Source organism: Neglectibacter sp. CSJ-5 (assembly GCF_032490475.1).
GTDB lineage: Bacteria > Bacillota > Clostridia > Oscillospirales > Acutalibacteraceae > Hominenteromicrobium > Hominenteromicrobium mulieris.
Map to the genome: position 1 here is coordinate 560,243 of NZ_JAVYJC010000001.1, position 25,108 is coordinate 585,350.

Annotated in this window: 21 protein-coding genes and 1 tRNA gene; 16 read left to right on the plus strand and 6 right to left on the minus strand. The window is 51.8% G+C overall.

Going from position 1 to position 25,108, the window contains the following annotated elements:
* Positions 1-30 precede the first annotated feature (30 nt).
* The 3 genes from hydE to R2K26_RS02535 are packed head-to-tail and all read left to right on the plus strand — an operon-like array spanning position 31 to position 2,975.
* Positions 31-1,077, plus strand: coding sequence for a [FeFe] hydrogenase H-cluster radical SAM maturase HydE (gene hydE / locus R2K26_RS02525; RefSeq protein WP_316518628.1), 1,047 nt, complete (start codon positions 31-33; stop codon positions 1,075-1,077).
* A 21-nt stretch (positions 1,078-1,098) separates the two neighbouring features.
* Positions 1,099-2,181: a tRNA 2-thiouridine(34) synthase MnmA gene (mnmA, locus tag R2K26_RS02530; RefSeq protein ID WP_316518630.1), complete on the plus strand. Its 1,083-nt coding sequence runs from the start codon at positions 1,099-1,101 to the stop codon at positions 2,179-2,181.
* Positions 2,182-2,234: 53 nt separating this feature from the next.
* Complete coding sequence (locus R2K26_RS02535) at positions 2,235-2,975, plus strand: AAC(3) family N-acetyltransferase (protein ID WP_316518632.1); 741 nt, start codon at positions 2,235-2,237, stop codon at positions 2,973-2,975.
* Positions 2,976-3,058: 83 nt separating this feature from the next.
* Here the strand turns inward: R2K26_RS02535 and tsaD are convergent, their stop codons facing one another.
* Both tsaD and R2K26_RS02545 read right to left on the minus strand, forming a co-directional pair.
* Positions 3,059-4,069, minus strand: coding sequence for a tRNA (adenosine(37)-N6)-threonylcarbamoyltransferase complex transferase subunit TsaD (gene tsaD, locus R2K26_RS02540; RefSeq protein ID WP_316518633.1), 1,011 nt, complete (start codon positions 4,067-4,069; stop codon positions 3,059-3,061).
* 52 nt (positions 4,070-4,121) lie between these two features.
* Positions 4,122-4,940: a PIG-L family deacetylase gene (locus R2K26_RS02545; protein ID WP_316518634.1), complete on the minus strand. Its 819-nt coding sequence runs from the start codon at positions 4,938-4,940 to the stop codon at positions 4,122-4,124.
* A gap of 533 nt (positions 4,941-5,473) precedes the next feature.
* On the opposite strand from R2K26_RS02545, the gene lysS reads away from it, so the two are divergent.
* The 4 genes from lysS to R2K26_RS02565 all read left to right on the plus strand — a co-directional run bounded on the left by lysS (position 5,474) and on the right by R2K26_RS02565 (position 10,983).
* Positions 5,474-6,940, plus strand: a complete 1,467-nt coding sequence (gene lysS / locus R2K26_RS02550; RefSeq protein WP_316518635.1) for a lysine--tRNA ligase — start codon at positions 5,474-5,476, stop codon at positions 6,938-6,940.
* A 112-nt stretch (positions 6,941-7,052) separates the two neighbouring features.
* A complete protein-coding gene (locus R2K26_RS02555) occupies positions 7,053-7,928 on the plus strand; it encodes a methylenetetrahydrofolate reductase (RefSeq protein ID WP_316518637.1) in 876 nt (291 codons plus the stop codon).
* Complete coding sequence (locus R2K26_RS02560; protein WP_316518638.1) at positions 7,915-8,553, plus strand: vitamin B12 dependent-methionine synthase activation domain-containing protein; 639 nt, start codon at positions 7,915-7,917, stop codon at positions 8,551-8,553. The genes R2K26_RS02555 and R2K26_RS02560 overlap by 14 nt, the downstream gene beginning before the upstream one ends.
* A 24-nt stretch (positions 8,554-8,577) precedes the next feature.
* A complete protein-coding gene (locus R2K26_RS02565; RefSeq protein ID WP_316518639.1) occupies positions 8,578-10,983 on the plus strand; it encodes a homocysteine S-methyltransferase family protein in 2,406 nt (801 codons plus the stop codon).
* 67 nt (positions 10,984-11,050) lie between these two features.
* Here the strand turns inward: R2K26_RS02565 and R2K26_RS02570 are convergent, their stop codons facing one another.
* The 3 genes from R2K26_RS02570 to R2K26_RS02580 form a co-directional block, all read right to left on the minus strand.
* Positions 11,051-11,536, minus strand: coding sequence for an ATP-binding protein (locus R2K26_RS02570; RefSeq protein WP_316518640.1), 486 nt, complete (start codon positions 11,534-11,536; stop codon positions 11,051-11,053).
* A gap of 10 nt (positions 11,537-11,546) precedes the next feature.
* Positions 11,547-12,953: an amidophosphoribosyltransferase gene (locus R2K26_RS02575; protein WP_316518641.1), complete on the minus strand. Its 1,407-nt coding sequence runs from the start codon at positions 12,951-12,953 to the stop codon at positions 11,547-11,549.
* Positions 12,954-13,124: 171 nt separating this feature from the next.
* Complete coding sequence (locus R2K26_RS02580; protein WP_316518642.1) at positions 13,125-14,297, minus strand: O-antigen ligase family protein; 1,173 nt, start codon at positions 14,295-14,297, stop codon at positions 13,125-13,127.
* Between the two features lie 457 nt (positions 14,298-14,754).
* Between R2K26_RS02580 and R2K26_RS02585 the strand changes: the two genes are divergently transcribed.
* Positions 14,755-15,642, plus strand: a complete 888-nt coding sequence (locus tag R2K26_RS02585; protein WP_176819939.1) for a LysR family transcriptional regulator — start codon at positions 14,755-14,757, stop codon at positions 15,640-15,642.
* A 76-nt stretch (positions 15,643-15,718) separates the two neighbouring features.
* A complete protein-coding gene (locus tag R2K26_RS02590; protein ID WP_308448085.1) occupies positions 15,719-16,708 on the plus strand; it encodes an aldo/keto reductase in 990 nt (329 codons plus the stop codon).
* 101 nt (positions 16,709-16,809) lie between these two features.
* Here R2K26_RS02590 and R2K26_RS02595 read toward each other — a convergent pair.
* A tRNA-Tyr gene (locus R2K26_RS02595) sits at positions 16,810-16,894 on the minus strand.
* Positions 16,895-17,238: 344 nt separating this feature from the next.
* On the opposite strand from R2K26_RS02595, the gene larC reads away from it, so the two are divergent.
* The 7 genes from larC to R2K26_RS02630 all read left to right on the plus strand — a co-directional run bounded on the left by larC (position 17,239) and on the right by R2K26_RS02630 (position 25,107).
* Entirely contained in the window at positions 17,239-18,501 is a 1,263-nt protein-coding gene (gene larC / locus R2K26_RS02600) for a nickel pincer cofactor biosynthesis protein LarC (protein ID WP_316518643.1), read from the plus strand.
* A 176-nt stretch (positions 18,502-18,677) separates the two neighbouring features.
* Complete coding sequence (locus R2K26_RS02605) at positions 18,678-19,718, plus strand: hypothetical protein (RefSeq protein WP_308448087.1); 1,041 nt, start codon at positions 18,678-18,680, stop codon at positions 19,716-19,718.
* Between the two features lie 79 nt (positions 19,719-19,797).
* Complete coding sequence (locus R2K26_RS02610; RefSeq protein WP_316518644.1) at positions 19,798-20,025, plus strand: integrase core domain-containing protein; 228 nt, start codon at positions 19,798-19,800, stop codon at positions 20,023-20,025.
* Positions 20,026-20,218: 193 nt separating this feature from the next.
* Positions 20,219-21,985: a phosphotransferase gene (locus R2K26_RS02615; RefSeq protein WP_316518645.1), complete on the plus strand. Its 1,767-nt coding sequence runs from the start codon at positions 20,219-20,221 to the stop codon at positions 21,983-21,985.
* Positions 21,975-22,757 (plus strand): hypothetical protein, encoded by a 783-nt coding sequence (locus R2K26_RS02620; protein ID WP_316518646.1) that lies wholly within the window; start codon positions 21,975-21,977, stop codon positions 22,755-22,757. Before R2K26_RS02615 ends, R2K26_RS02620 begins: the two co-directional genes overlap by 11 nt.
* Positions 22,758-22,845: 88 nt before the next feature.
* On the plus strand, positions 22,846-23,565 hold the full coding sequence (locus R2K26_RS02625) for an NTP transferase domain-containing protein (protein ID WP_316518647.1): 720 nt from the start codon (positions 22,846-22,848) through the stop codon (positions 23,563-23,565).
* Positions 23,566-25,107, plus strand: a complete 1,542-nt coding sequence (locus tag R2K26_RS02630; RefSeq protein WP_316518648.1) for a BCCT family transporter — start codon at positions 23,566-23,568, stop codon at positions 25,105-25,107.
* Position 25,108: the final 1 nt, after the last annotated feature.

Sequence of the window (25,108 nt, forward strand, 5' to 3'; positions counted from 1 at the left end):
GCGACACCGAATAAAGAAAGGCGGAATTTCATGACCGCAAATGAAATTAACGCTTTGGTCGACCGTCTGCGCGAGCAGCGTAACCTCAGCGATGCGGAATTTAAGACGATTTTGGAGACGGACGCCTATGATGCGGCGCTGCAAAAGGCCGCGGACGAGGTGCGCCGCGCGCACTACGGCACGGACGTGTACGTGCGCGGACTCATTGAGTTTACGAATTACTGCAAAAATAACTGTTACTATTGTGGCATCCGTCGGGATAACCGAAACGCGACGCGTTACCGTTTGACGAAAGAGGAAATTCTCTCCTGCTGCGCGGAGGGGTACGACCTCGGCTTTCGCACGTTCGTTTTGCAGGGCGGCGAGGACCCGTTTTACACGGATGACCTCATCTGCGAGATTGTCGCGGCCATCCATGCGCAGCACCCGGACTGCGCCATTACGCTTTCCATCGGCGAAAAGAGCCGCGAAAGCTACCAGAAGTATTTTGATGCGGGCGCAAACCGCTATTTGCTGCGTCACGAGACGGCCGATCCCGAGCATTACGGCAAGCTGCACCCGAATGAATTGAGCGCTTTGCACCGGCAAGCATGTCTTTTTGATCTAAAGGACATCGGGTATCAGGTGGGTTCCGGCTTTATGGTGGGTTCGCCGTATCAGACGACGGAGAATCTTATTTCTGACCTGCGCTTTTTGCAGAAGTTGCAGCCGGACATGATCGGCATCGGGCCGTATATCACGCACGCGCAGACGCCGTTTGCAAACGAAAAGAGCGGCTCGCTCGAGCTGACACTGCGGCTTCTCTCAATATTGCGTTTGTTGTTTCCGTATGCGCTTTTGCCGTCTACGACGGCGCTTGGCACCATTCACCCGCAAGGGCGTGAGCTGGGGCTGAAGGCGGGCGGAAATGTTGTGATGCCGAACCTTTCGCCGGTGCGCGTGCGAAAGCTTTATGAGCTGTACGAGAACAAGATCTGTACAGGGGAAGAGGCCGCGCAGTGCCGCGGGTGTCTGGAGCAGCGCGTGAAGTCGGCGGGCTATGAGATCGTCACCGCGCGCGGCGATGTGAAACGATAACGAAAGGGTTTTACCGAAACTATGTGTAAAAAAGCGATCATAGCCATGAGCGGCGGCGTGGATTCCAGTGTGGCGGCGCTGCTTATGAAAGAAAAGGGCTACACCTGCATGGGCGCGACCATGAAGCTGTACCAGAATGAGGACGTCGGTCTGCGCCGCGAGCATACCTGCTGTTCACTTGATGATGTAGAGGACGCGCGCAGTGTGGCGTATGCGCTTGACATGCCGTACTATGTGTTTAATTTTGCCGACCGCTTCAAAACGGATGTTATCGACAAGTTTGTGCACTCTTATGAAACGGGTGTAACGCCGAACCCGTGCATCGATTGCAACCGCTATTTGAAGTTTGATAAGCTGTTTCAGCGCATGGTTGAGCTGAATTATGATTATGTTGTCACGGGGCATTACGCGCAAATCGATTTTGACGAAAATACGGGGCGGTATCTCCTGAAAAAGGCCGTTGACCACAACAAAGACCAGAGCTATGTGCTGTGGTCGCTGACGCAGGAGCAGCTAAAGCACGTGCAGTTCCCGCTCGGCGGCATGGAGAAGTGTGAAGTGCGCGCACTTGCGGAGGCGCACAATTTCATCAATGCGAGAAAGCACGACAGTCAGGACATCTGCTTTGTGCAGAACGGCTCGTATGCCGATTTCATTGAGCAGTACACGGGCAAAACGTACCCGCCCGGGGATTTTGTGGACACGGATGGCAACGTGCTGGGGCAACACCGCGGCGTGATCCGCTACACGATCGGCCAGCGCAAGGGTCTGGGGCTCGCGCTGCCGGCGCCGCTGTATGTGAAATCGGTGGATATTGAGAAGAACACCGTGACGCTAAGCCCGGAAAGCGAGCTTTTCAAAAAGGAGCTCACAGCGAGCGGCATTAATTTGATTTCCATCGCGGAAATCAAGGAGCCGATGCACATTAAGGCGAAGGTGCGCTACCGCCAGCCCGAGCAGTGGGCGACCGTGACGCAGACAGGACCGGACAGCCTGAAGGTCGTCTTTGACGAGCCGCAGCGCGCCATCACCTGCGGGCAGTCCGTCGTGCTGTACGACGGCGACCGCGTTTTGGGCGGCGGGACGATTGATTCGGTGAAATAAAAAAGCCTGAGTAAGCGCTGCTTGGGTATTGTTTTGTGGGGAGGAAAACTCAAATGAATGATGCGAAGAAGCTTTTGGCGGATATGAAAGCGCTGGGGATCAAAGAGGGTGAGACAATTTTGGTGCACGCATCGATGAAGGCGTTGGGGACAAAGGAGACGCCGGAGACGGTGCTCGACACGTTGCAGGCGGCGCTTGGCGACGACGGCACGCTTTTGCTGCCTGCGCTGACGTATGCGAACGTCACGCCGGAGCACCCGGTGTTTGACGCGGACAAAACCGTGCCGTGCATCGGGCTTTTGCCGCGCACGTTCTGGAGAATGCCGGGCGTGGTGCGCAGCGTACACCCGACGCACTCCGTTTGTGCGCGCGGCAAGCGTGCTGCGGAGCTGACAGCATTGCATGGGGAGGACATCACCCCGGTGGGGAAGAACTCGCCGTTTATGAAGCTGCCGGAGATCGGCGGACGGCTGCTGTTCATCGGCGAGGTGCTTGACTGCTGCACGTTTATGCACGGCGTGGAGGAGCGCTTCGGCACGGACTACGTCTTGACGAAGGAGAAGATCCGCTACGTTGTAAACGGCGAGGAAAAGTACATGTACGGCCACGATTTTAAGGGCTGGGAGACGACGTACCGCCGCGTGAAGGAGATTCTGGACCCCGCGAAAAATGAGATCATCACGGGGAAGATCGGCGACGCGACGTGCTACCTTATCGACGCGAAAGCGCTTTTAAAGCGCGCAGAGGAAAAGCTGCAGGAAAACCAGCACTGGTTTGTGGTGCCGCGGGAGTAAAACCAAACAGGCATAAAGAAACGACCCGGGACGGAGAAAATTCCGTTTGCGGGTCGTTTTTTGGCGTTGTGAAATTTGAAAACTCAGCCTAAGTCGATGGAGCGCTGGGCGCAGGCGTTCAGCTCCATGCCGGCGGTATGGCCGGCGAGATATTCGTAGTAGGCCTGTGCGCCGACCATGGCGGCGTTGTCGCCGGTGAGAGAGAGGTCGGGCATATAGAGCGTGCGGCCGGTACGCTTGCATTCTTCCGTGAGGCGGCGGCGCAGGAGTGCGTTTGCGGAGACGCCGCCCGCGATGACGAGCTTTTTATGGCCGGTCTCGTCTGCGGCGTGCAGGAAGTTGCGCACGAGGCAATCGACAACGGCCTTGCGGTAAGAGGCGGAAAGATCGGCGATGTTGACGGTCTGGCCCTTTTGCTCGGCATTATGCAGAATGTTGATGACGGCGGTCTTGAGACCGGAGAAGCTGAAATCGAGCGGGGCGCCGTCTACGGTCGGGCGCGGGAGCTTGAACGCTTTGTCGTTGCCGGTCTCAGCAAGCTTATCCATGGCGATGCCGCCGGGATAGGGCATGCCCATGGCGCGCGCAGCCTTATCGAACGCTTCGCCCGCGGCATCGTCACGCGTTTTTCCGAGGATGCGGAGCTTTGTGTAGTCCGTCACTTCGATGATGTGCGTGTGGCCGCCGGAGACGACAAGGCACAGGAACGGAGGCTCGAGTTCCGGGTTCGTGATGTAGTTTGACGCGATGTGGCTGCGCAGGTGGTGCACCGGGATGAGCGGTAAATTTGCAGAAAGAGAGAGGCCTTTCGCGAAATTTACGCCGACGAGCAGCGCACCGATGAGCCCCGGCGCGTAGGTGACGCCGATGGCATCGAGGTCGTCTACGGTGAGCTCGGCGCGCTCGAGTGCTTCACGCACGACGCCTACAATGGCTTCGCTGTGGCGGCGCGAGGCGATCTCCGGCACGACACCGCCGTATAACTTGTGTTCTTCTACCTGCGTTGCGACGACGCTGGAAAGCACGCGGCGGCCGTTTTCTACAACGGCTGCGGCGGTCTCATCGCAGGAGCTTTCAATGGCTAAAATTTTCATTTTTCTATCCTTTGGTCTTTGATTTGCGGGGTGAACCGCGGAAATATTCGGCTCAGTCGAGACCGATGAGCAGCTCTTTGAGCGCATCGGAAACAGGCGCGCCGTATTCGCTCACCTGCCAGCTTTCGGCAAAGCGAACGGTTTTTGCAAATTCTGCGCCGTACTGGCGGGTGAGGCACGCGAGCACGTCCTCGTCCACGTCGCCGCGGTCCCAGTTGAACGTACTGCGCAGATACTCTACGCGCTCCTCGTGCGTTTTGCCGGCGAGATCCACGTGGTCATCTGCCCACGGAAGCCAATCGAGGAACTGGGAGGCGTGGCAGCACTCGACGTGAAACAGCGTTTCGCGGTCGTCATCCGCCGGGCGGGCGAAATCGGAGCGGAATGGTATGGGGTCGGTGAAGCCGTCTGCCCAGTAAAGAATGGTCGGCGTTTTGCGCAGCACGGGGGTATCTGGGCAAATGGCGGGCACGCCCATGAGATACGAGCAGTCCTGCACGAGCTGGCCCGTAGCGCGGTGGTCGGGGTGATAATCGCACGCGCGGTTCGTGAAGATGACGTCCGGCTTAAAATTGCGGATGGTGCGCATGAGCGTTTCACGCACTTCGAGCGACGGGGTCAGGCGGCCGTCGTCGAACGGCAGAATTTCATAGGTGGCGCCGAGGTAGGCAGCGCTTTTTTGCGCTTCTGCCGCGCGCGTTTTGATGAGCTCTTCGCCGCGCATGGTCTGGTGGCCTGCGTTGCCGGTCGTCATGGAGACAAAGCGGACAATGCAGCCCTTTGAAACCAAGCGCTTTGTGATGCCGTAGGTGCAGATATCGACATCGTCCGGGTGTGCGCCGATCATCATGGCGCGTAAAGGTTCTGACATAATAAAGCCCTCCCAAGAGAAAATGAGATCAATACAACCGCCGCGGCTGTTCCGCGACTTTTTCTCATTTATTTTAGCACAAGGCAGGCGCGAAAACAAGCCCGCACAACGTGCAAAGCGAGGAAAATGCGCGGGGATGAAAATTTTCTCTTTACTTTTTGAAAACCGTGTGCTATACTCCGTTTTAACAAGCGATGAAGAGTGACAGTAGGGATCCGGGAATGGCACAGAGAGCCCCGTAAGCTGCGATGGGGTGCAGGAACGGATCACCGAACAAAGCCTTGGAGCTGCATACCGACTGCGTTTTTGCGCTGAGACTATGCCGGGCGTGCCCGTTACAGCACAGGAGTATCGATGTTTTCCGTACTTTTCCTGCGGCGAAGTCTGTACTTGCAAAGGCGTGCGTCGTGAGGCGCGGGCAAACTAAGGTGGTACCACGGGTTATTGTATCCCGTCCTTGGAAACAGGGACGGGATTTTTTACGCTCTAAATTTCCCGCCCGATGAAAATAACAGCACGAAAGGGTGTAGAAAATGAGCGAAAACACGTTATTGGAAGCAAGAAAGGCAAAGTCCCATTATGTACGGGAGCACGTGAACCCGTACCCGGAGCGCTATGCGCAAACGCATGAGCTGTGCGAGGCGGCAAAGCTGCCGGACGGGGTGCAGGACGTGTGTGTTGCAGGGCGTGTGACGGCCATTCGATGCATGGGGAAGCTCTCGTTTGTGACGCTCTCCGATATGGAGGGCAAGCTGCAAATTGCCGTGATGCGCGACGAAGTGGGCGAGGACACGTATGACTTTTTCAAGAGGGGCTTTGACGTAGGCGACTTTATGGGCGCGGAGGGTGAGATGTTCACGACAAAGGTGGGCGAAAAGACGCTGCGCGCGAAGTGCATCACGTTTTTAGGCAAGGCGTTCCGTCCGCTGCCGGAGAAGTTCCACAGTATTCAGGACACGGAGCTTTGTTGGCGCAGGCGGTACCTCGATTTGTGCATGAACGGGGAAACGCGCAGGCGGTTCCTTTTCAAGTCGCAGCTTGTGCGGGAGATTCGGCGGTATTTGGAGGACAACGGCTACATCGAAATTGAAACGCCGGTGCTCATCGATCATCCGTCCGGCGCGACGGCGCGGCCGTTTGTTGCGCACCACAATGCGCTTGACATGGACGTTTATCTGCGCATTGCGCCGGAGACGTATTTGAAGCGTGCCATTGTGGGTGGGTTTACGAAGGTGTTTGAGTTTGCGCGGTGCTTTCGGAATGAGGGCATGGACACGACGCATTTGCAGGATTTTACGATGCTGGAGGGCTACTGCGCGTACTATAACTACCGCGACAACATGCGCTTTTTGCAGGACATGCTGCAAACGGTCATCACGAAGATTCGGGGCAGCGCGGTCATCTCCATTAACGGCACCGAGATCGATTTCGGCGCGGAATGGGCGGTGGTGACGTTCCGCGAGCTCATTTTAAAGGACTGCGGCATTGACATTGACGAGTTTAAGACGGCGGAGGCTTTATTGCAGGAAATTGAAAGCCGGCACATTGAATTAAACTCCACCGACGACCCGAAGAAGCTTGGGCGCGGAAACCTCATCGATTTATTATACAAGAAGGTGAGCCGCCCGAAGATGATTGCGCCGACGTTTCTCATTGCGCACCCGACGGACTTGTCGCCGCTGGCGCGCGCGAATGATGATGATCCGGAGATTACGGACCGCTTTCAGCTTGTCATCAACGGCGCGGAGATTATCAACGCGTACTCGGAGCTTGTGGACCCCAATGAGCAGCGCCGCAGACTGCAAATTCAGGCGCAGAGCCACGCGGACGGCGACGAGGAAGCTATGGTGATGGATGACGACTATTTGACGGCGATGGAATACGGCATGCCGCCCATTTCCGGCTGGGGCATGGGCATTGACCGCGTTTTGCAGGTTTTGCTCGGCACGAGGAATATCCGCGACACGGTGATGTTCCCACTGATGCGGCCGGAACCGTAAGCGGAAAAAACAGCGAAATTCTGCATTTTCAAATTGCGTTTCCTGCATTTTTATGCTATACTTTAACGGTATATCAATGAAAATATAGAATAGATAAAGAAAGTGATAAAAAATGAGAATTTCCGATATTTTGAAGACCAACAAGGTGACGGTCTCTTGCGAGATGTTCCCGCCGAAGCCGGGTAAACCATTGGAAAACACACAGCAGGTGGTGCATGAGATCGCGGCATATAAGCCCTCTTTTATGAGCGTGACCTACGGCGCGGGCGGCTCCAACTCCAAAAACACACTGTCCATTGCAGAAGAGGTGCAGAAAAGCGGCGTTACGGCGCTGGCACATTTGACGTGTGTGGGGCAGGACGAAGAGAACCTCAGAGCGTCCATCAATGCGTTTAAGGCGAGCGACATTGAGAATATTCTGGCGCTGCGCGGCGATATTCCGGAGGGTGATACGGCGCCGCAGACGTTCCCGCACGCGAGCGATCTCATCAATGCCATTCGTCGCGAGGGTGCGGATTTCTGCATCGGCGGCGCATGTTACCCGGAGGGACACCCGGAATCGTACAACAGTGATGCGGACATTGACGGCGTGCGCCGCAAGGTGGAAAGCGGCTGCGAGTTTTTAACGACGCAGATGTTCTTTGACAACAATATTCTTTATAATTATATGTTCAAGCTCCTGCGCCACGACATTCGCGTGCCGGTCATTGCGGGCATTATGCCGGTGACGAACGCGAAGCAGATCAAGCGCATTATGAGCCTTTCGAGTTCTTCTATGCCGACGCGCTTTAAGGCGATCGTCGATCGTTTTGCGAACAACCCGGAGGCGATGAAGCAGGCGGGCATTGCGTATGCGACCGAGCAGATCATCGACCTCATCGCGAATGACGTGACGCATATTCATATCTACACGATGAACCGCCCGGACATTGCGGGCAGCATCATGACGAACCTTTCAAAGATCATTGACGGCTATGAAGCTGAATGAGAAAGAGGCGCTGCGCTACCTTGGCTTTCGCGGGAAGCCGGCCGATGCGGACACCGATGAGATGATTCGCGAGATCGGCGGCGAGATGCTGCGCACGCTCACACCGAAATGCGTATATAAAAGATACGACATAAAAGTACTTGAGAACGCGGTGGAGCTGGACGGCTGGCGCATCGAGAGCATAAAGCTTTCGCGCCATTTACGCGGCTGCAAGGCAGCGTATTTGTTTGCGGCGACGCTGGGTTTGCAGGCCGATATGATGATACGGCGGTTATCCGCGCTCAATATGGCGCGCGGCACGGTGGCGCATTCCGTTGCGAATGCGCTCATTGAAGACTACTGTGACGAAATGCAGGCGCAGATCGCGGAAAAGGAAGCCGCAACAGGCTTATTTTTGAAGCCGCGCTATTCGCCGGGGTACGGCGACTTTGCGCTCCAGAGCCAAAAAGAGATCTTTGCGCGGCTGGAATGTGCAAAGCGCATTGGGCTGACGCTGACGGACACCATGCTGATGGTGCCGTTTAAATCCGTGACGGCGGTCATCGGCGTGACGGACGCGCCGACATGCACATACGTAAAGTGCCGCGGCTGCGCGAACACCGACTGCGAGTTCCGCGAAATCTGACGCGCAGAGAAAGGGAGAAAATTTATGCATCCTGTTATAGAACGATTCGGAAAATCTGTTGTCATTGTGGACGGCGGCATGGGCACACTTTTGCAGGCGAACGGCCTTATGGGCGGCGAGCTGCCGGAGCTTTGGAACCTGACACACCCCGAGGTGCTTTTGAAAATTCAGTCCGACTACGTGAACGCGGGCTGCGATATTTTGACGGCGAACATGTTCGGCGCGAACCGTTTAAAACTGGAAAAGACGGGCCACACCGTGCAGGAGGTCGTCTCACAGGCGTTGAAGCTTGCACACACGGCGAGCGGCGGCAAGGCGGCGGTGGCGCTCGACATCGGCCCCTCCGGCAAGCTTTTGAAGCCGTTCGGTGATTTGGCGTTTGATGACGCGTACGAGCTTTTTAAAGAGGAAATTATCGCGGGCAGGGACAACGCCGACCTCGTGATCATCGAGACGATGAGCGACGCCTACGAAGCGAAAGCGGCGCTGCTGGCGGCAAAGGAAAACTGTGATCTGCCGATCATTGTAACGTTTACGTTTGACAGCACGGGAAAGCTCTTGACGGGCAGCAACATCCCGGCGGCGCTGCTGCTGGCGGAGAGCCTCGGCGCGGACGCGGTGGGCATCAACTGCAGCCTCGGTCCGGAGCAGATGGAAAGCTTTGTCGATGAAATGCTGACGCTGACGAATTTGCCTATTGTCATCAACCCGAACGCCGGTCTGCCGGTTTCTGTGAACGGCGAGACCTCGTACCCCGTGGGGCCGGAGGAATTTTACGCGTACATGGAGCGCTTTGCGGAGAAAGGCGCGGCGATTCTCGGCGGCTGCTGCGGCACGACGCCGGAGCATATCCGACTGCTTGCAGAACGCCTGAAAAACAAGCCGGTGAAGGAGCGTCACATTGAAAAGAAGACGGTGGTGTCCTCGTACACGCATACGGTGACGTTCGGTGCGCGACCGATTTTGATTGGCGAGCGCATCAACCCGACGGGCAAGCCGCGCTTAAAGCAGGCTTTGCGCGAAGGCGATTTGGAATATCTGTGCCGTGAGGGCATTGCGCAGACGGAACACGGCGCGGACATTCTGGACGTGAACGTGGGTCTGCCGGAGCTTGACGAGCCCGCGGTGATGGAAAGGGCCATCATCAACTTGCAGAGCGTGACGAACACGCCTTTGCAGATCGATACCTCGAACGTGGAGGCCATGGAGCGTGCGCTGCGTATTTATAACGGCAAGCCGCTTGTGAACTCCGTGAACGGCAAAGAGGAATCGCTGCACACGGTACTGCCGCTTGTGAAAAAGTACGGTGCTGCGGTGGTTGCCTTGACGCTCGACGAAAAGGGCATCCCGGCTTCTGCTGCGGAGCGTGTGGCGATTGCGGAGAAGATTTTGAAAACGGCGGAAAGCTACGGCATCGAACGCAGCGACGTGATTATTGACACGCTTGCAATGACGGTGAGCACGGGCGCAGATAACGCGATTATCACGCTCGATGCGCTTGACACCATCCGCCACAAGCTCGGCGTGCATACGGTGCTGGGCGTCTCCAATATTTCGTTCGGTCTGCCGCGCCGCGAGCTGGTGACCTCCACGTTCTTCGCGATGGCGATGCAGCGCGGATTAAGCTCCGGTATCATCAACCCGCTGAGCGACGAGCTGATGAAGGCGTACCGCTCGTTCTGCGCGCTGATGGGCATAGACGTGGGCTGCAAGGCGTATATCGAAGCGTATGCGAACACCACGGCGGCACCAGACATGCGCACGGGCGCCGCGCAGCAGAGCGCAGGCGGCGGGTCTGCCGAAAGCGTTTCGCTGCACCGCGCCATTGTGAAAGGCCTGCGCGAGCAGGCGGGACAGCTGACGGACGAGATGCTGAAAACGACGCCGCCGCTGGAAATCATCAACGGTGAGCTTATCCCGGCGCTCGACGAAGTGGGGCAGGGCTTTGAGAAAAATACGGTGTTCCTGCCGCAGCTTCTCATGAGCGCAGACGCAGCGAAGGAAGCGTTTGAGCGCATCAAGCAGAACCTTGCGAAAAAGGGCATTCAGGAGGAAAAGAAGGGTACCATTATCCTTGCGACCGTGAAGGGCGACATTCACGATATCGGCAAGAACATTGTGAAGGTGCTGCTTGAAAACTACGGCTTTGACGTACTCGACCTCGGTAAGGACGTGCCGCCGGAGATCATTGTGCAGACGGCTATCGAGAAAAACGTGCGCCTTGTAGGGCTTTCTGCCCTGATGACGACGACGGTGGAGAGCATGGCGGAGACGATCCGCCAGCTGCGCAAAGCGCATGACTGCAAGGTCATGGTGGGCGGCGCGGTGCTGAATCCCGAGTACGCTAAGGAGATTGGCGCGGATTTCTACTCCAAAGATGCGATGGGCAGTGTGCGCTACGCGGAAAAGCTGTTTAACGGCGAAGTGTAAAAACAATCAGAGCATAGAAAAAGGACGGCAGTTGAGCTTAACTGTCGTCCTTTTTCACTGCGCAAAATTATCTGCGGTTTGTAAACCACACGTCGATCTCATCGGGTATGGGGGTCTCAAAAAGCGTGAAAATTTTTTGCAGTAGGCCGCTGTCTACGGCGTAGTCGGTCGTTTCACCGGCGGCAACGGCAGCGTTGCGCGCTTCAATGTTTTCCGCCCAGTCTGCATCGGAAATGTCGATGTAGTGCCACTCGAAGTCGATGTCGGCATTTTTGTAGTAGGCAGAAACATCTGTGCGCTCTTTGCGGCTCCAGAAGCCCCAATCTAAAATGACATTGCAGCCCGCGCGGGCGATGTCCACGGCTTTTTTGTGGAGATACGCTTTGATGTCCGCGCTAATCGCATCGCGGCGGTCGCCGAGGTCATGGTGGAAGAGGTCATTTTCAATTTCATCGCAGGAGAGCACCACAGCGTGTTCTTTTTCCTTGAGCTGCCGGGTATAAAAGCCCTTGCCGCTGCAGATTTTGCCGCAGATCAAAAATACTTTTGCCATGCTTTTTACATTACTCTTTGCCGTTCCAGCAGTAGGTGCAAAGGCAGTCTGCGTCGATGCCGACGGACTCCATCATATCGTCGAGGCGGTGGTAGTGAAGGGAGGTGAAGTGCAGCTTTTCGCCGATCTTCTCCACCATCTTCCGGTACTTCTCGCTGTCCGGGTCGGCATATTCTTCAAGTGTGGCACGGTCGGGGTCGCAGCCCTCAAGTTCTTTAATGACGCGGCGGGTGATGAGCTCCATTTCGGACGTGGAGCGGGAGAAGTTTAAGTATTTGCAGCCGAAGAGCAGCGGCGGGCAGGCGGGGCGAATGTGCACTTCTTTTGCGCCGCTTGCGTAGAGGAACTCGGTCGTTTCGCGCAGCTGCGTGCCGCGCACGATGGAGTCATCGATGAGCAGGAGGCTCTTGCCCTCAATGAGGTCATGCACCGGGATGAGCTTCATTTTGGCGATGAGGTCGCGCTTGCTCTGGTGCGTCGGCATGAAGGAGCGCGGCCATGTGGGCGTGTATTTGATGAACGGGCGGGAGAACGGTACGCCGGATTCGTTGGCATAGCCGATGGCGTGCGCGATGCCGGAATCCGGTACGCCGGCGACAATATCGGGGTGGACGTTATCGCGGCGGGCGAGCGCGCGGCCGCAGTTATAGCGCATGCTCTCGACGGAGATGCCCTCGTAGCTGGAGGACGGGTAGCCGTAGTAGACCCACAGGAACGTGCAGATCTTCATTTTTTTGCCGGGGGCGACGAGCGTTTGCACATGGTCGGCGTCGAACACGACAACTTCGCCCGGGCCGAGCTCGCGCAGGTCGTGGTAGCCGAGGTTTAAATACGCGAAGCTTTCAAAGCTTGCGCAGTAGCCGTCTTCCTTTTGGCCGAGCACGACGGGGGTGCGGCCGAGTTTATCGCGTGCCGCGTAAATGCCGCGCGGCGTTAGGACGAGCATACTCAAAGAACCGTCGACGATCTCCTGCGCGTAGCGAATACCGTCGATGAAATTCTCTTTCTGGTCGATGATGGCGGCGACGAGCTCTGTGGGATTCACTTCGCCGTTTTGCATCTCAAAGAAATGCGTGCCGCGCCCGATGATGTCCTCTACGATCTCATTGGCGTTATTGATCTTGCCGATGGTCGTAATGGCGAAGGTGCCGTGATGCGAACGCACCAAAATCGGCTGTGCTTCATAATCGGAGATGCAGCCGATGCCGAGCGTGCCGTGCATAGATTGCGATTCCGTTGTAAACTTCGTGCGGAACGGAGCGTTTTCAATGTTGTGAATGGCCTTGTCAAAGCCGGTCTCCGGGCTGTAAACCGCCATGCCCGCGCGGCGTGTGCCGAGGTGGGAGTGGTAATCAATGCCGAAAAAAAGGTCGAAAACGCAGTCAGTCTGCGATGCTGCGCCGAAAAAACCGCCCATAAAATAGATCTTCCTTTGCTGAAAAATTGAAGGGGCAGTACCGCGGAGGGGTTATGCGGTATTGTCCAAAACTCTTTTATTATAACAAAAATCGCGTTATCCGAAAAGAGACACAAAAGAGAAAGACCGCCGAAATTTCGGCAGCCTTTTTGTAAAGGATAACAGAATTTTTTACAAGATGGGTTCTTTTGCCTGAATGGATCTTGCGTGCAGCGCAAAAATCTCGTGGCGGCGGTCTGTGCCGAAGATGTGCTGCTTGTCGTACTCGGTGCTGAAGCCGACGATGTAAATGACGAGCAGACCGGTTTGCGGCCACAGCATGGAGATATCCAAAAGCCCGTGCAGCAGAACGCAAACGATGACGGAGACCGTGAGGGCGTAGCGCTGGTGGCACTTGTGGCTGCGGTGCAGACGGATAATCTTGCCGACATTGATGGCAAAGTAACCGAGTAAGACCGCCGTACCCACAAATCCGAAGTCCATGAGGAGCTCCAAAAGCAGGTTGTGCGAATGCTTTGCGATGCTGTATGAGCCGTAGAGGTCATGGATGCGCGCGTATGTATTGTAGCCGCGGCCAAACCATGGGGCGTCCATAATACTGCCGATGGCGCCCGACCAGATGCTCATGCGTTTTGCAAAATCGTGGCGGATGAGATCGATGCGCGGGAGGAAATCGAGCGATTCACCGAACAGAACGAGTGTGAGCAGAATGCCGAGCATGGTGAAAAGGTACACGGAAAGCCACTTCTTCTTGCCACAGAACCACAGCATGACAGGGCAGACGATGAGCAGCACCATGAAAGTGGTGCGGCATTCGGTGAGCTCGAGCGCGATAAGATTCAACGGAATCAAGGCAGCGTATACACCGCGCAGCGGCGTGTCTTCGCTTTTTACGATGTTATAGATGCAGAAGAGCACGACGAGCGAAATGTAAAACGCATAGTAATTGGGGTTTGTAAAGATGGAGTTATACCGCGCACCGTAAACCCACTCCATGCCGAGCGCGCGCTGAACGAGCGCGACAAGGAGGCAATAGGGGCTCATGAGGCAGACGAAAGATAAAATGAGGCGGAACGCGCGCTGGGTCATCGTATAGCTGACGAAAATGACGGCGATGAATGCGAACACCATAAAAATGCCGAGCAGAATATCCGTTACGGTGCCGCCTGAGAAAATCGTGACGAGCAGGGAGAGCACCCAGAAAGCCGAAAGAAAAAATAAATCCTGTTTACGGCGGAAGAAAACGAAGCTCTGCTTCGTGGCGGCAATGTAAAACGGCAATAAAAGCAGCGCCAGCATCTCGGCATAGACGGTGAGGAAAATGGAAGCCGTTAAAACGAGCAAGACCTTTTCGTTTGGGGTAAGCTCTAAAAATCCCTTTTTCAGTGCTCTGAATACTTGCAGATAAATGCACCTCCTGTGGACCGCGGCCGTATACCGTGATCCGGTAAAACCGTTTCAAGAAATTACGAAATCATTAAAATTCAAATCATGTGCGTACATGAGCACGCTCATATAAATAAGAAATACCCCGGCGCGGATTACTATTTTAGCGCAACTTTTCTGGATTTACAAGGGCTTTTGCAGCTTTTTTGCATTTATAAAGAGATTTGTAAGATTTGATTTTAAAACTGAACAGAAGATTTACATAAGGCGCAAAACTTTATTGAAGTTGCACAAGGTTTGTCTGCACAACTTGAACAATGCGCTGTATTGAAATGGGCATGACAGGCGTGCTATAATACGAAATATAAAGGGTGCGCGTTTGCCGCCCGAGGTTTAGGAGGCTGCTTTCATATCTATGGATATACGAGTCTTGCAGTATTTTCTGGCTGTTGTGCGTGAGGAGAACATCACGAAGGCGGCACAGCTTTTACATATCACACAGCCCACACTTTCCCGCCAGCTGATGGGGCTGGAGCAGGAGCTTGGCGTGAAGCTGTTCAGCCGCAACAACCACAGCGTCACGTTGACGGAGGAGGGGATGTTATTCCGCCGCCGCGCAGAGGAAATCGTGACGCTTTCCGAAATGACGAAGCGGGAATTAAAGCAGGAGGCAATGCTGACCGGCGAAATTTCCATCGGCAGCGGCGAGTACCACGGCTCCTGCCATCTTTCCGGCATTTTGGCGGCGTTTCGCGCCGAGCACCCGAACGTGACGTACAGCATTTATAGCGGCAACTCCGATAACATTAAGGAGCGCATTGAACGCGGCACGTTGGACATTGGTTTGCTGTTGGAGCCGGTGGAAATCAGCAAGTATGATTTTCTGCACTTCCCGGTGCCGGAAACGTGGAACGCGCTGGTGCGGTCGGATTCGCCGCTGGCGCAGAAGCCGTATTTGACGCCACAGGACATTGTGCCGTACCCGGCGGTGTTTTCGCGCCGGGACCAGATCCGCAGTGAGATTGTGAACTGGTTCGGCGACAGCGCGGACCGGCTCAACATTATCGCGCACGGCGATTTGCAATACAACATGGCTTCGGTCATTCGCCGCGAAAACGGCGTGCTGTTCACGCTGAAGCTCGACTTGCAGCATAACGGCCTGAAATTCGTGCCGCTGCAGCCGCCGATCCGCGCCGCGACGGTGCTCGTTTGGAAAAAGAACCGTGTGCTCTCACCGCTAACGAACGCGTTTCTCGATTTTGCGAAGAAATACATTTCCGGCATGGAGAAGGATAAAAAATAGGTATTGGACATTATTTTGATGGTTTAGTATACTGAAAGCAAGAAATCACGAATTTTTATAGAAAAGGGGAAGACACATGGAATACGTAAAACTCGGCAACTCTGACCTGAATGTTTCGCGCATTTGCCTTGGCTGCATGGGCTTTGGCGAAGCGGCCGCGGGGCAGCACCGCTGGACGCTGGATGAGGAAAGCTCCAACGAGATTATCAAAGCGGCGCTCGAGAACGGCATCAACTTTTTTGACACGGCGATGAGCTACCAAGGCGGCACGAGCGAGATGTTTGTCGGCCGTGTGCTGCGCGATTTTGCCCGCCGCGAGGATGTGGTGCTGGCGACGAAATTTGAGCCGCGCACCGACGAGGAGATTGCAAACGGCGTGACGGGGCAGCAGCACGTGAAAAACTGCCTCGATGCAAGCCTGAAGCGTCTCGGTATGGACTACGTTGATCTGTACATCTGCCACATGTGGGACTATCGCACGCCCATTGAGGAGATTATGGAGGGGCTGAACGACGCGGTGAAGGCCGGCAAGGTCCGCGCCATCGGCATCTCAAACTGCTATGCGTGGCAGCTGGCGCAGGCGAATTACTACGCCCGTATGCACGGCATGGCGGAGTTTGTGTCCGTTCAAGGGCATTATAATCTCATTTTCCGCGAGGAGGAGCGCGAAATGGCGCCGTTCTGCAAGGCGGAGAACATTGCGATGACGCCATACAGTGCACTCGCCGCAGGGCGGCTCTCGAGGCATCCTGGTGAGAGCTCCAAGCGCCTTGAGGAAGACAACTACGCGAAATTTAAGTACGACAAGACCGCCGAGACCGACGGTGTAATCATTGACCGTGTGGCGGAGCTGGCCGAGAAGCGCGGCTGTACCATGACGGAGATCGCCCTCGCGTGGCTGCTGACGAAGGTTGCGTCGCCCATCTGCGGCGCAACAAATCTTTCGCACATCACGGGGCTTGTGAACGCCGTTGAATTGAGGCTCACCGCTGACGAGATTGCATACCTTGAAGAGCCCTACGTGCCGCACGCGTTGGTCGGCGTGATGGCGCAGAACCATGGGTGATTTGGAGACGCCGTGTATTTCACTGCCCGCAGGGCAATTTCACATATCGAAGGGATTCGTTTCGTTGAAAAAAGGACTTTGCAAACGCAAAGTCCTTTTTCTGGTGGAGGAGGGTGGATTCGAACCACCGAAGCAAGAAGCAGCAGATTTACAGTCTGTCCCCTTTGGCCACTCGGGAACTCCTCCATATACAGAGCTGCGTAAACGCAAACTCATATTATAAAAACGGGAAACCCGTTTGTTGCAAGACGAACACACTGCTCGCTTGAGACAATCGTTATTATAATACATCGGTACGCAAAAGTCAACCCTGTTTTTGCGAAAATTTGTGTTTTTTCGCGGGGGAAAAACTTTACGGTTCTGGTTTGGCTTGACATCATCGCTTTGGGGCGGTATACTGTATTTATTGCGGCAGGAAGCTGCGATGGCGTTGAAGCGCCGGATCTTTTTTTATAGGATTAAATTGTGCCAGCGGAGGCGCGCGGACTGTATGGGGTTCGTGCGCCTTTTTGATTTTAGGAGGAATCTGCATGAAGACTTTGTATTTTGACTGCGGCATGGGTGCGGCGGGCGACATGCTTTCGGCGGCGCTTTTAGAACTGTTTGACGACAAACAGGCAGTGCTCGACGAGCTGAACGCGCTCGGTATCCCCGGTGTGGAATTTAAGGCGGAAGTGAGCACGAAATGCGGCATCAACGGCACGCATCTTTCCGTTACGGTGAACGGCGAGGAGGAAGAAAGCGCTGACGTGCACGACCACGAACATCACGCTCACGACCATGTACACGAACATGAGTATCACCACGACCACGATCACGAACATACGCATGAGCATGAACACGGCCACGGGCATCACCACCACAGCAGCATGGCGGATATCGAGCATATCATCGGGCATCTGCCGTTGGAGAATGCGGTGCGTGCAGACGTGATTGCGGTGTATAAGCTCATCGCGGAGGCGGAGAGCCATGCGCACGGCATGCCGGTTTCGGAGATCCACTTCCATGAAGTCGGCACGATGGACGCGGTGGCGGACATTACGGCGACGTGCTTGCTCATCCGCAAGCTTGCGCCGGAGAAGATTGTTGCGTCACCGGTGCATGTAGGCGCGGGAAAGGTGCGCTGTGCACACGGTGTGCTGCCTGTTCCGGCCCCGGCTACGGCGTATATTCTGCGCGACGTGCCGATCTACGGCGGGCACATTCAGGGTGAGCTCTGCACGCCGACGGGCGCGGCTTTGCTGAAGCACTTTGCGGCAGCGTTCGGCGATATGCCGGTTATGCGCGTGCAGCGCGTGGGTTACGGCATGGGCAAGAAGGACTTTGAAGTGGCGAACTGTGTGCGCGCGATGCTGGGCGAAACCGGCGACGGCGCGGACTCCGTTTACGAGCTGAACTGCAACATCGACGATATGACCGCCGAGATGATTGGCTTTGCGGCGGAGAAGATTCGCGAGGCGGGCGCGGTGGAGGTCTTCACGACCGCCGTTATGATGAAGAAAAACCGCCCTGGCACGCTGCTGACGGTGCTGTGCCGCGAGGCGCAGAAGGAGGCCGTTGTGCAGGCGATTTTCAAACACACGGCGACCATCGGCATCCGCGAGACGCTGTGCCGCCGCTATGTGCTGACCCGCACGGAGGAGACGGTGGAGACCGCCCTCGGCCCGGTGCGCCGCAAGGTGTCTTCCGGTTACGGCGTGCAGCGCGCGAAGTTTGAGCACGATGACCTGGCGGCGCTCGCCGAGAAAAACGGGTTGAGCCTCACGGAAGTGATGAATAAGATTGATAGATAAAATATAAAGGTTTATGGGCCTCGCGTTTTGCGGGGCTCTTTTTCTGTGTGCGGCAAAACTTGCAAAAGTATTGCAAAGAAACTGCAAAAACTGTACGGTTTATATTGAAACAGCGGGGCGGGTGTGGTATGCTCTGGGCGTAGGAAGGTTACACAAAACCGAAAGGAGCATTGGTTATGAAACGGACGTTAAGGACGAAAATCTGGTGTGTTGTGTTGGCAGTTGCGTGCGTCAGCGGCGTGGCCTTTGGCGTTGCAAATTTGCCGCGTGTGCAGGCGGAGGCGGTCTCCGGCGGCGTGGAGGTCACGGAGGCACCGGGGAATGAAGCAGTAGTTTCGGAAGAAAGCAAAGCGGAAGTGCCGGAGATCTCTGGAAATCCCGAAATCTCCGAAGTATCTGAAACGGCGGAGGTATCTTCTGCGAAAGAAGAATTTGAATCGCATTTTACAGCGGATGAAAAACTGGATTTCTCCAAGATACCGAAAATCGTTCGCACGGAAGACGGGAGCATTTCAATTGAAAACGGCGACGGCAGTTTTGATGCAGAGAATGACCCGTACTTTTCTGCATCGAGCATTTACGGCGGTAAAAATGTGAAAGCCACGATCAAAGACGTGCATATGTCCAATAAACTTGAATATGGTCTTACGCCAGCGGATAACGACTGCTTTGTTCCGTGGTGGATAAATGGTGGTTACCCGTGGCTGGAGACCTGCGAGCTGAACGAAGACGGCACGCTTTCTTCGCCGCATTATGCGTTTGCGTATGTCACAATCGGCTTTGAGAACACCGGAGATGAAGCGACGGGATTCCTTTCCGGAGTATACGACATGGGACAGTATGACACAGACGGCTGCCCTTTGGATATGTCCGAGTGCACGACCGACAAGCGAGAGCTGATCAACGGCATTGCAGAAGTTCCGATGAATGCGGAAGACCCGAACAAGACCGGGAATATTCTGTTGGAGCCGGGTCAGACAAGAGAGCTTGTCTTCATATATCTTTTGTCTGACGAGAGCGTCTATGTGCGCACAGATGATGAAGCCGCTGAAAGAGACGGTGTGAAAAATTACATTGAGATCGTAGAAAACTACTTTATCGACGCCTATACGGAAACCGATTGCCGATATACAATCGATGTCAACAGCGGTTTGGGCCCGTTTGTGCACTATGACGTGAGCGACATTGTGAATGATTTCTTTACGGAGCACAAATAATATTGCAAATTGGAGCCGGATGAAAACTAAGAAAGACTAATTATTAAAAGTCCAAAATGAAAAAATTCGTCAACCGTTTGTGCAGCACAAGCTAATTCCACCCAGAACGCCTTGGCACAACGGCAAGGTAGAGCGGAGTCATCGAAACGACCGGCGCTATTTTTACAACTGGGAAAAGTTTGCAAGTGTAAAAGATCTAAACCGAAAGCTCAAAGATCATTTGCACTGGAGCAACAGAAAGCCCATGCGCACGTTGGGCGGCAAAAGCCTTCTTGATCTCCTCCGTGAAATACTTTCTAACGCCTGATTCTTTTCTATCCCACTCTTTTTATCTCTTTGTGGGTCATATCTATTTACAACGCAGAGTAGATGAATGCAGAAAATGCTAGATGTATTGACTTTTGGATTTATATCGACTATACTATGTTAGAGGATTAAAGGATGATTTAAATCCTTGTTTTTAAGCAAAAATGTTCACGAATATTAAAAATGGAGATTATATGAACACGCAGAAAAATGATATTTTGAAAACTATTTTTTTGAATTCGTTTACTAATCAACGAATCTTAGCAGAAGAATCTGGGCATTCACTGGGGGTTGTAAATCGTTCGATAAGAGAACTTATGCAAGACGGATATATAGATAAGTCAATCCGCCCAACCAACAAGGCGGTAGAGGAGTTTAAACAAAAGGCACCAAAACGCGCGATTATTTTGGCTGCAGGTTTTGGAATGCGGATGGTTCCTATTAATACAGAAATACCGAAAGGACTGTTAGAGGTTAATAGGGAACCTTTGATTGAACGTATTATCAGACAGCTTCATGAAGTAGCAATCAAGGAAATTTATATAGTTGTAGGCTTTATGAAGGAAAAGTATGAATATCTGATTGATGAGTATGATGTAGAACTCGTAGTAAATGCTGATTACGCGGCAAAGAACAATCTACATTCGATCAAACTTGTAAAAGAACACTTGGAGAATGCTTATATTATTCCTTGTGATATTTGGTGCGATCAAAATCCTTTTCATCGATATGAGTTGTATTCTTGGTATATGGTCAGTGATCTCATAGATAATGAGAGTAACGTTCGCGTCAACCGTAAGATGGAGCTTGTAACTGTGCCGGAGAGTTCAGGTGGTAATGCAATGATTGGAATCTGCTATCTTGTGAAGGAAGATGCAGATGTTGTCGCAAAGCGCATTGATGAACTTTGTGAAAACCACTGGTATGATGGAGCATTTTGGGAAGAAGCGCTTTATAATAATGATAGGATGATTGTGACCGCTTATGTGGTGCATTCATCAGATGTCGTTGAAATCAATACTTACGAACAACTTCGGGAAATTGATAGCAATTCTAGCCAATTGAAGACAGATGCTATTCAAGTGATTTGCACAGCGCTTGAAGCAAAAGAAGAAGAAATTACGGACATAACTGTTTTAAAAAAAGGCATGACAAACCGATCGTTTCTGTTTACATGTAAAGGTAAGAAATATATCATGCGTATTCCTGGAGAAGGAACTGATCAATTAATCAATCGCCGACAGGAAGCTGCAGTTTACCAAGCGCTTGATAGAAAGCATATCTGCGATGATATTGCATATATCAACCCGGAAAATGGCTATAAAATCACAGAGTTTCTGGAAGGAGCCAGAGTATGTGATCCATCGAATTACGAAGATGTCAAGAAATGTATGAAACGACTACGTGCATTTCATGACTTGAAACTGAAAGTAAATCATGAGTTTGATATTTTCGGCCAGATGGAGTTCTATGAAACGCTATGGGAGGGGATGCCTTCTGTTTATAAGGATTATGAAAAAACAAAAGCAAATGTTCTGTCACTGAAGTCTTATATTAATGCACATGCTGGAGAAAAAGTTTTGACCCATATTGATGCAGTGCCAGATAATTTCCTATTTGTTGAAAAAGATGGAAAAGAAGAAATCCGACTGATTGACTGGGAGTATGCAGGAATGCAAGATCCTCATGTGGATGTGGCAATGTTCTGTATTTATTCCCTTTACAATAAACGTCAGGTAGATCGGTTGATTGCAGCCTACTTTACTGAAGGCTGTAGTGATGAGACCAGAATCAAGATTTATTGTTATATTGCGGCTTGTGGACTTTTATGGAGTAACTGGTGTGAGTATAAGAGAAATCTTGGTGTAGAATTTGGCGAGTATTCTTTGCGGCAATATCGTTATGCAAAAGACTACTATAAAATTGTGAAAGAAGAGCTGAGTAATAAAAATGAAAAATAGAAAATTTGTATGGATTTGCTTTCTATTCGTTGTGCTTATAATTGTGGTTGCCTATGAGAAAGACTATTTTGTAGACAATTCTGAAAATCCATCAACGATAAATGACGTGGGCTGGCAACAAATCGATTCGGAATGGTATTACTATGATAAAAGCGGAAATCCAGTTCGGAACGAATGGATAGATCGATATTATATTGGTGAAGATGGAAAAATGGTTAGAAATCAATATGTAGATCGATTCTTCGTGTCTGAAGATGGAAGTTGGAACGGAAGGTTTGAACCTCCGAACTGGTTGATGCATGGAATATGGAAAAAGAACGGGAACACGTGGACCTATCAATACAACAATATTACTCAGTTTTTAGATTTTTCGCAAATTAGGAGTATTTCTCGGTTAGGATATGATGTTTATAGCGAGAAGACACCGCCAGAGCAAAGTGAAGAATCTTATCGATTGGCGGTAGTTGAGGCTGATAATACAGCGAGAATATCAACAATGCCACGAATTATAAGGGACACTGAAATACAAGAACTTTTAAGTTTAAAAAGGGAGAACAACGAAGTTTTCTTTTTTACATATGATACTGCGATTCTGACGGATGAAGTATTGAATAAGTTAAGAGATGAGAGAATCCCTTTTGAAATGGGAACGATAGATTCCGAAGTCGAAATTGTAAATTATTTAACTGAAAACTATCAATATTGCACGGGTGTTGAGAGCAATAGAATTGTAGCATCGAAAATTGATATGGATCAAGTTATGAAAGACTAACTATTAAAAGTCAAGCCCCAAATGTATGGAATAAAAAAGAAAGCAGGCAAATCAAAAAGGGTATTGATTATATGAGGAGGAGAGAAAAATGAATAAGGTTGAAAGAGCCATCATCATGGCCGCAGGATTGGGAAATCGAATGCACCCGGTGACGCTGACAACACCGAAACCGCTGGTTAAAGTGAATGGGGTGCGGATGATTGACACAGTCATTGATGGTCTGCATAAAAACGGAATTAATGAAATTTATGTTGTTGTCGGCTATCTGAAAGAACAGTTTGTGACGCTTGAAGAGGAGTATCCTGGGGTTAAGCTGATTGAAAATCCATACTATGATACTTGCAACAACATCTCTTCACTTTATGTGGCACGAGAGTATATTGAGAATGCTATCATTCTTGATGGAGATCAGATTATTTATAATCCGGAAATTCTTGCACCAGAGTTTGAACGCTCTGGTTATAACAGTGTTTGGACAGATGGAGAAACGGATGAGTGGCTTCAGACTGTTGAGAATGGCATTGTTACAGCATGCAGTCGAACAGGTGGAAAAGGCGGATGGCAGCTGTACAGTATTTCCCGTTGGACTGCAGAGGATGGAAAAAAACTAAAACGACATCTCGAAATTGAGTTTGAACAAAAGAAGAATCGACAAATCTACTGGGATGATGTGGCGATGTTCTGCTACCCAGAGGAGTATCAATTGGGTATCCATCCGATGAATAGAAACGATATTATAGAGGTGGATAATCTGAGCGAGCTAATTGCTCTGGATGGCAGCTACAAAAAATATGTGGAGGAAAAGTAAATGAATACGAAAAAAGAACATGGAAAAATAGACTGGATGATAACACTGGTGCCTTTGGCAATCGTGATTGCATTATGTGTTCTTTTCTTTTTTGTACCGGAGCAATCGAATGCTGTACTGAGTCAGATTCGTTTTTTCTTTGGTGATACCTTTGGTACATATTACTTAGTAATTGGATTAGGAATTTTTATTCTTTCTCTGTATATTGCTGGTTCTAAGTACGGTAATATCGTCCTTGGCGAGCAGAATGAGAAGCCAAAGTATTCCTTCTTTGCGTGGGGCTCAATGATGTTCACCTGTGGTCTTGCGGCAGACATCTTATTCTATTCATTTTCAGAGTGGGTGCTGTATGCAACTGATCCTCATTTAGTAGAAATGGGTAGTATTCAAGATTGGGCAGGCGTATATCCGTTATTCCACTGGAGCTTTATTCCGTGGGGATTTTATCTGGTACTGGCTGTTGCCTTTGGTTTTATGCTTCATGTGAGAAAAAGAAATCGTCAGAAATATTCAGAGGCTTGCCGTCCGATTCTTGGAAAGCATACAGATGGATGGGCAGGTCGCATTATTGACCTGTTAGCTGTGTTTGCACTTCTTGCTGGTACTGCCACCACATTTAGTGTGGCAACACCGCTGATGGCAACCATTATCAGTGAGTTGTTCCATGTTGCCGTTAGTCGTACTGTGATCAACATTATTATTCTTCTGATTACCTGCGCTGTATATACATACTCCTTACTGCATGGATTTAAGGGAATCAGCAAGTTGGCAAACATTTGTATTTATATGTTCTTTGGCCTGATTGCCTTTGTGCTGCTGTTTGGTGGAGAAACACGGTACATTATTGAAACTGGTTTTTCTTCCCTTGGACGGATGATTCAGAACTTTGTTGATCTGTCTACGTTCACTGACCCGCTTCGCACATCGAATTTCCCGCAGAATTGGACGATTTATTATTGGGCATATTGGATGGTCTGGTGCGTGGCTGCTCCGTTCTTTATTGGCAACATTTCGCGTGGCAGAACAGTACGTCAGACAATTCTTGGTGGCTATGTATTTGGTGTTGGCTCTACGTTGATGAGCTTTATTGTACTTGGTAACTATTCTATGGGAATGCAAGTAACTGGAAAAGCTGACTTTATTGCACAGTATCTGGAAAATGGAGATTTGTATGGCATGATTGTGTCTATCATCAAAACGATGCCGGGCGCACGCGTTATCATGGTAGTTGTTCTGTTGACGATGATTGCTTTTTATGCAACATCTTTTGATTCTATTGCATTGACAGCGTCTTGTTATAGCTATCATGCACTAAATGATGGAGAGCAGCCTAATAAGAGTATTCAGTTAATGTGGTGCATTCTGCTGATCCTTCTACCGATCGCGTTGCTGTTTGCAGAAAGTTCTATGAATAATCTTCAGTCGGTTAGTATTGTGGCGGCGTTCCCGATAGGAGTTGTCATTGTGATGATTGCAGCGAGTTTTATAAAAGACGCAAAATTGTATATGAAAGAGTTAAAAGCAGACGATAAGAAGAGGTAGA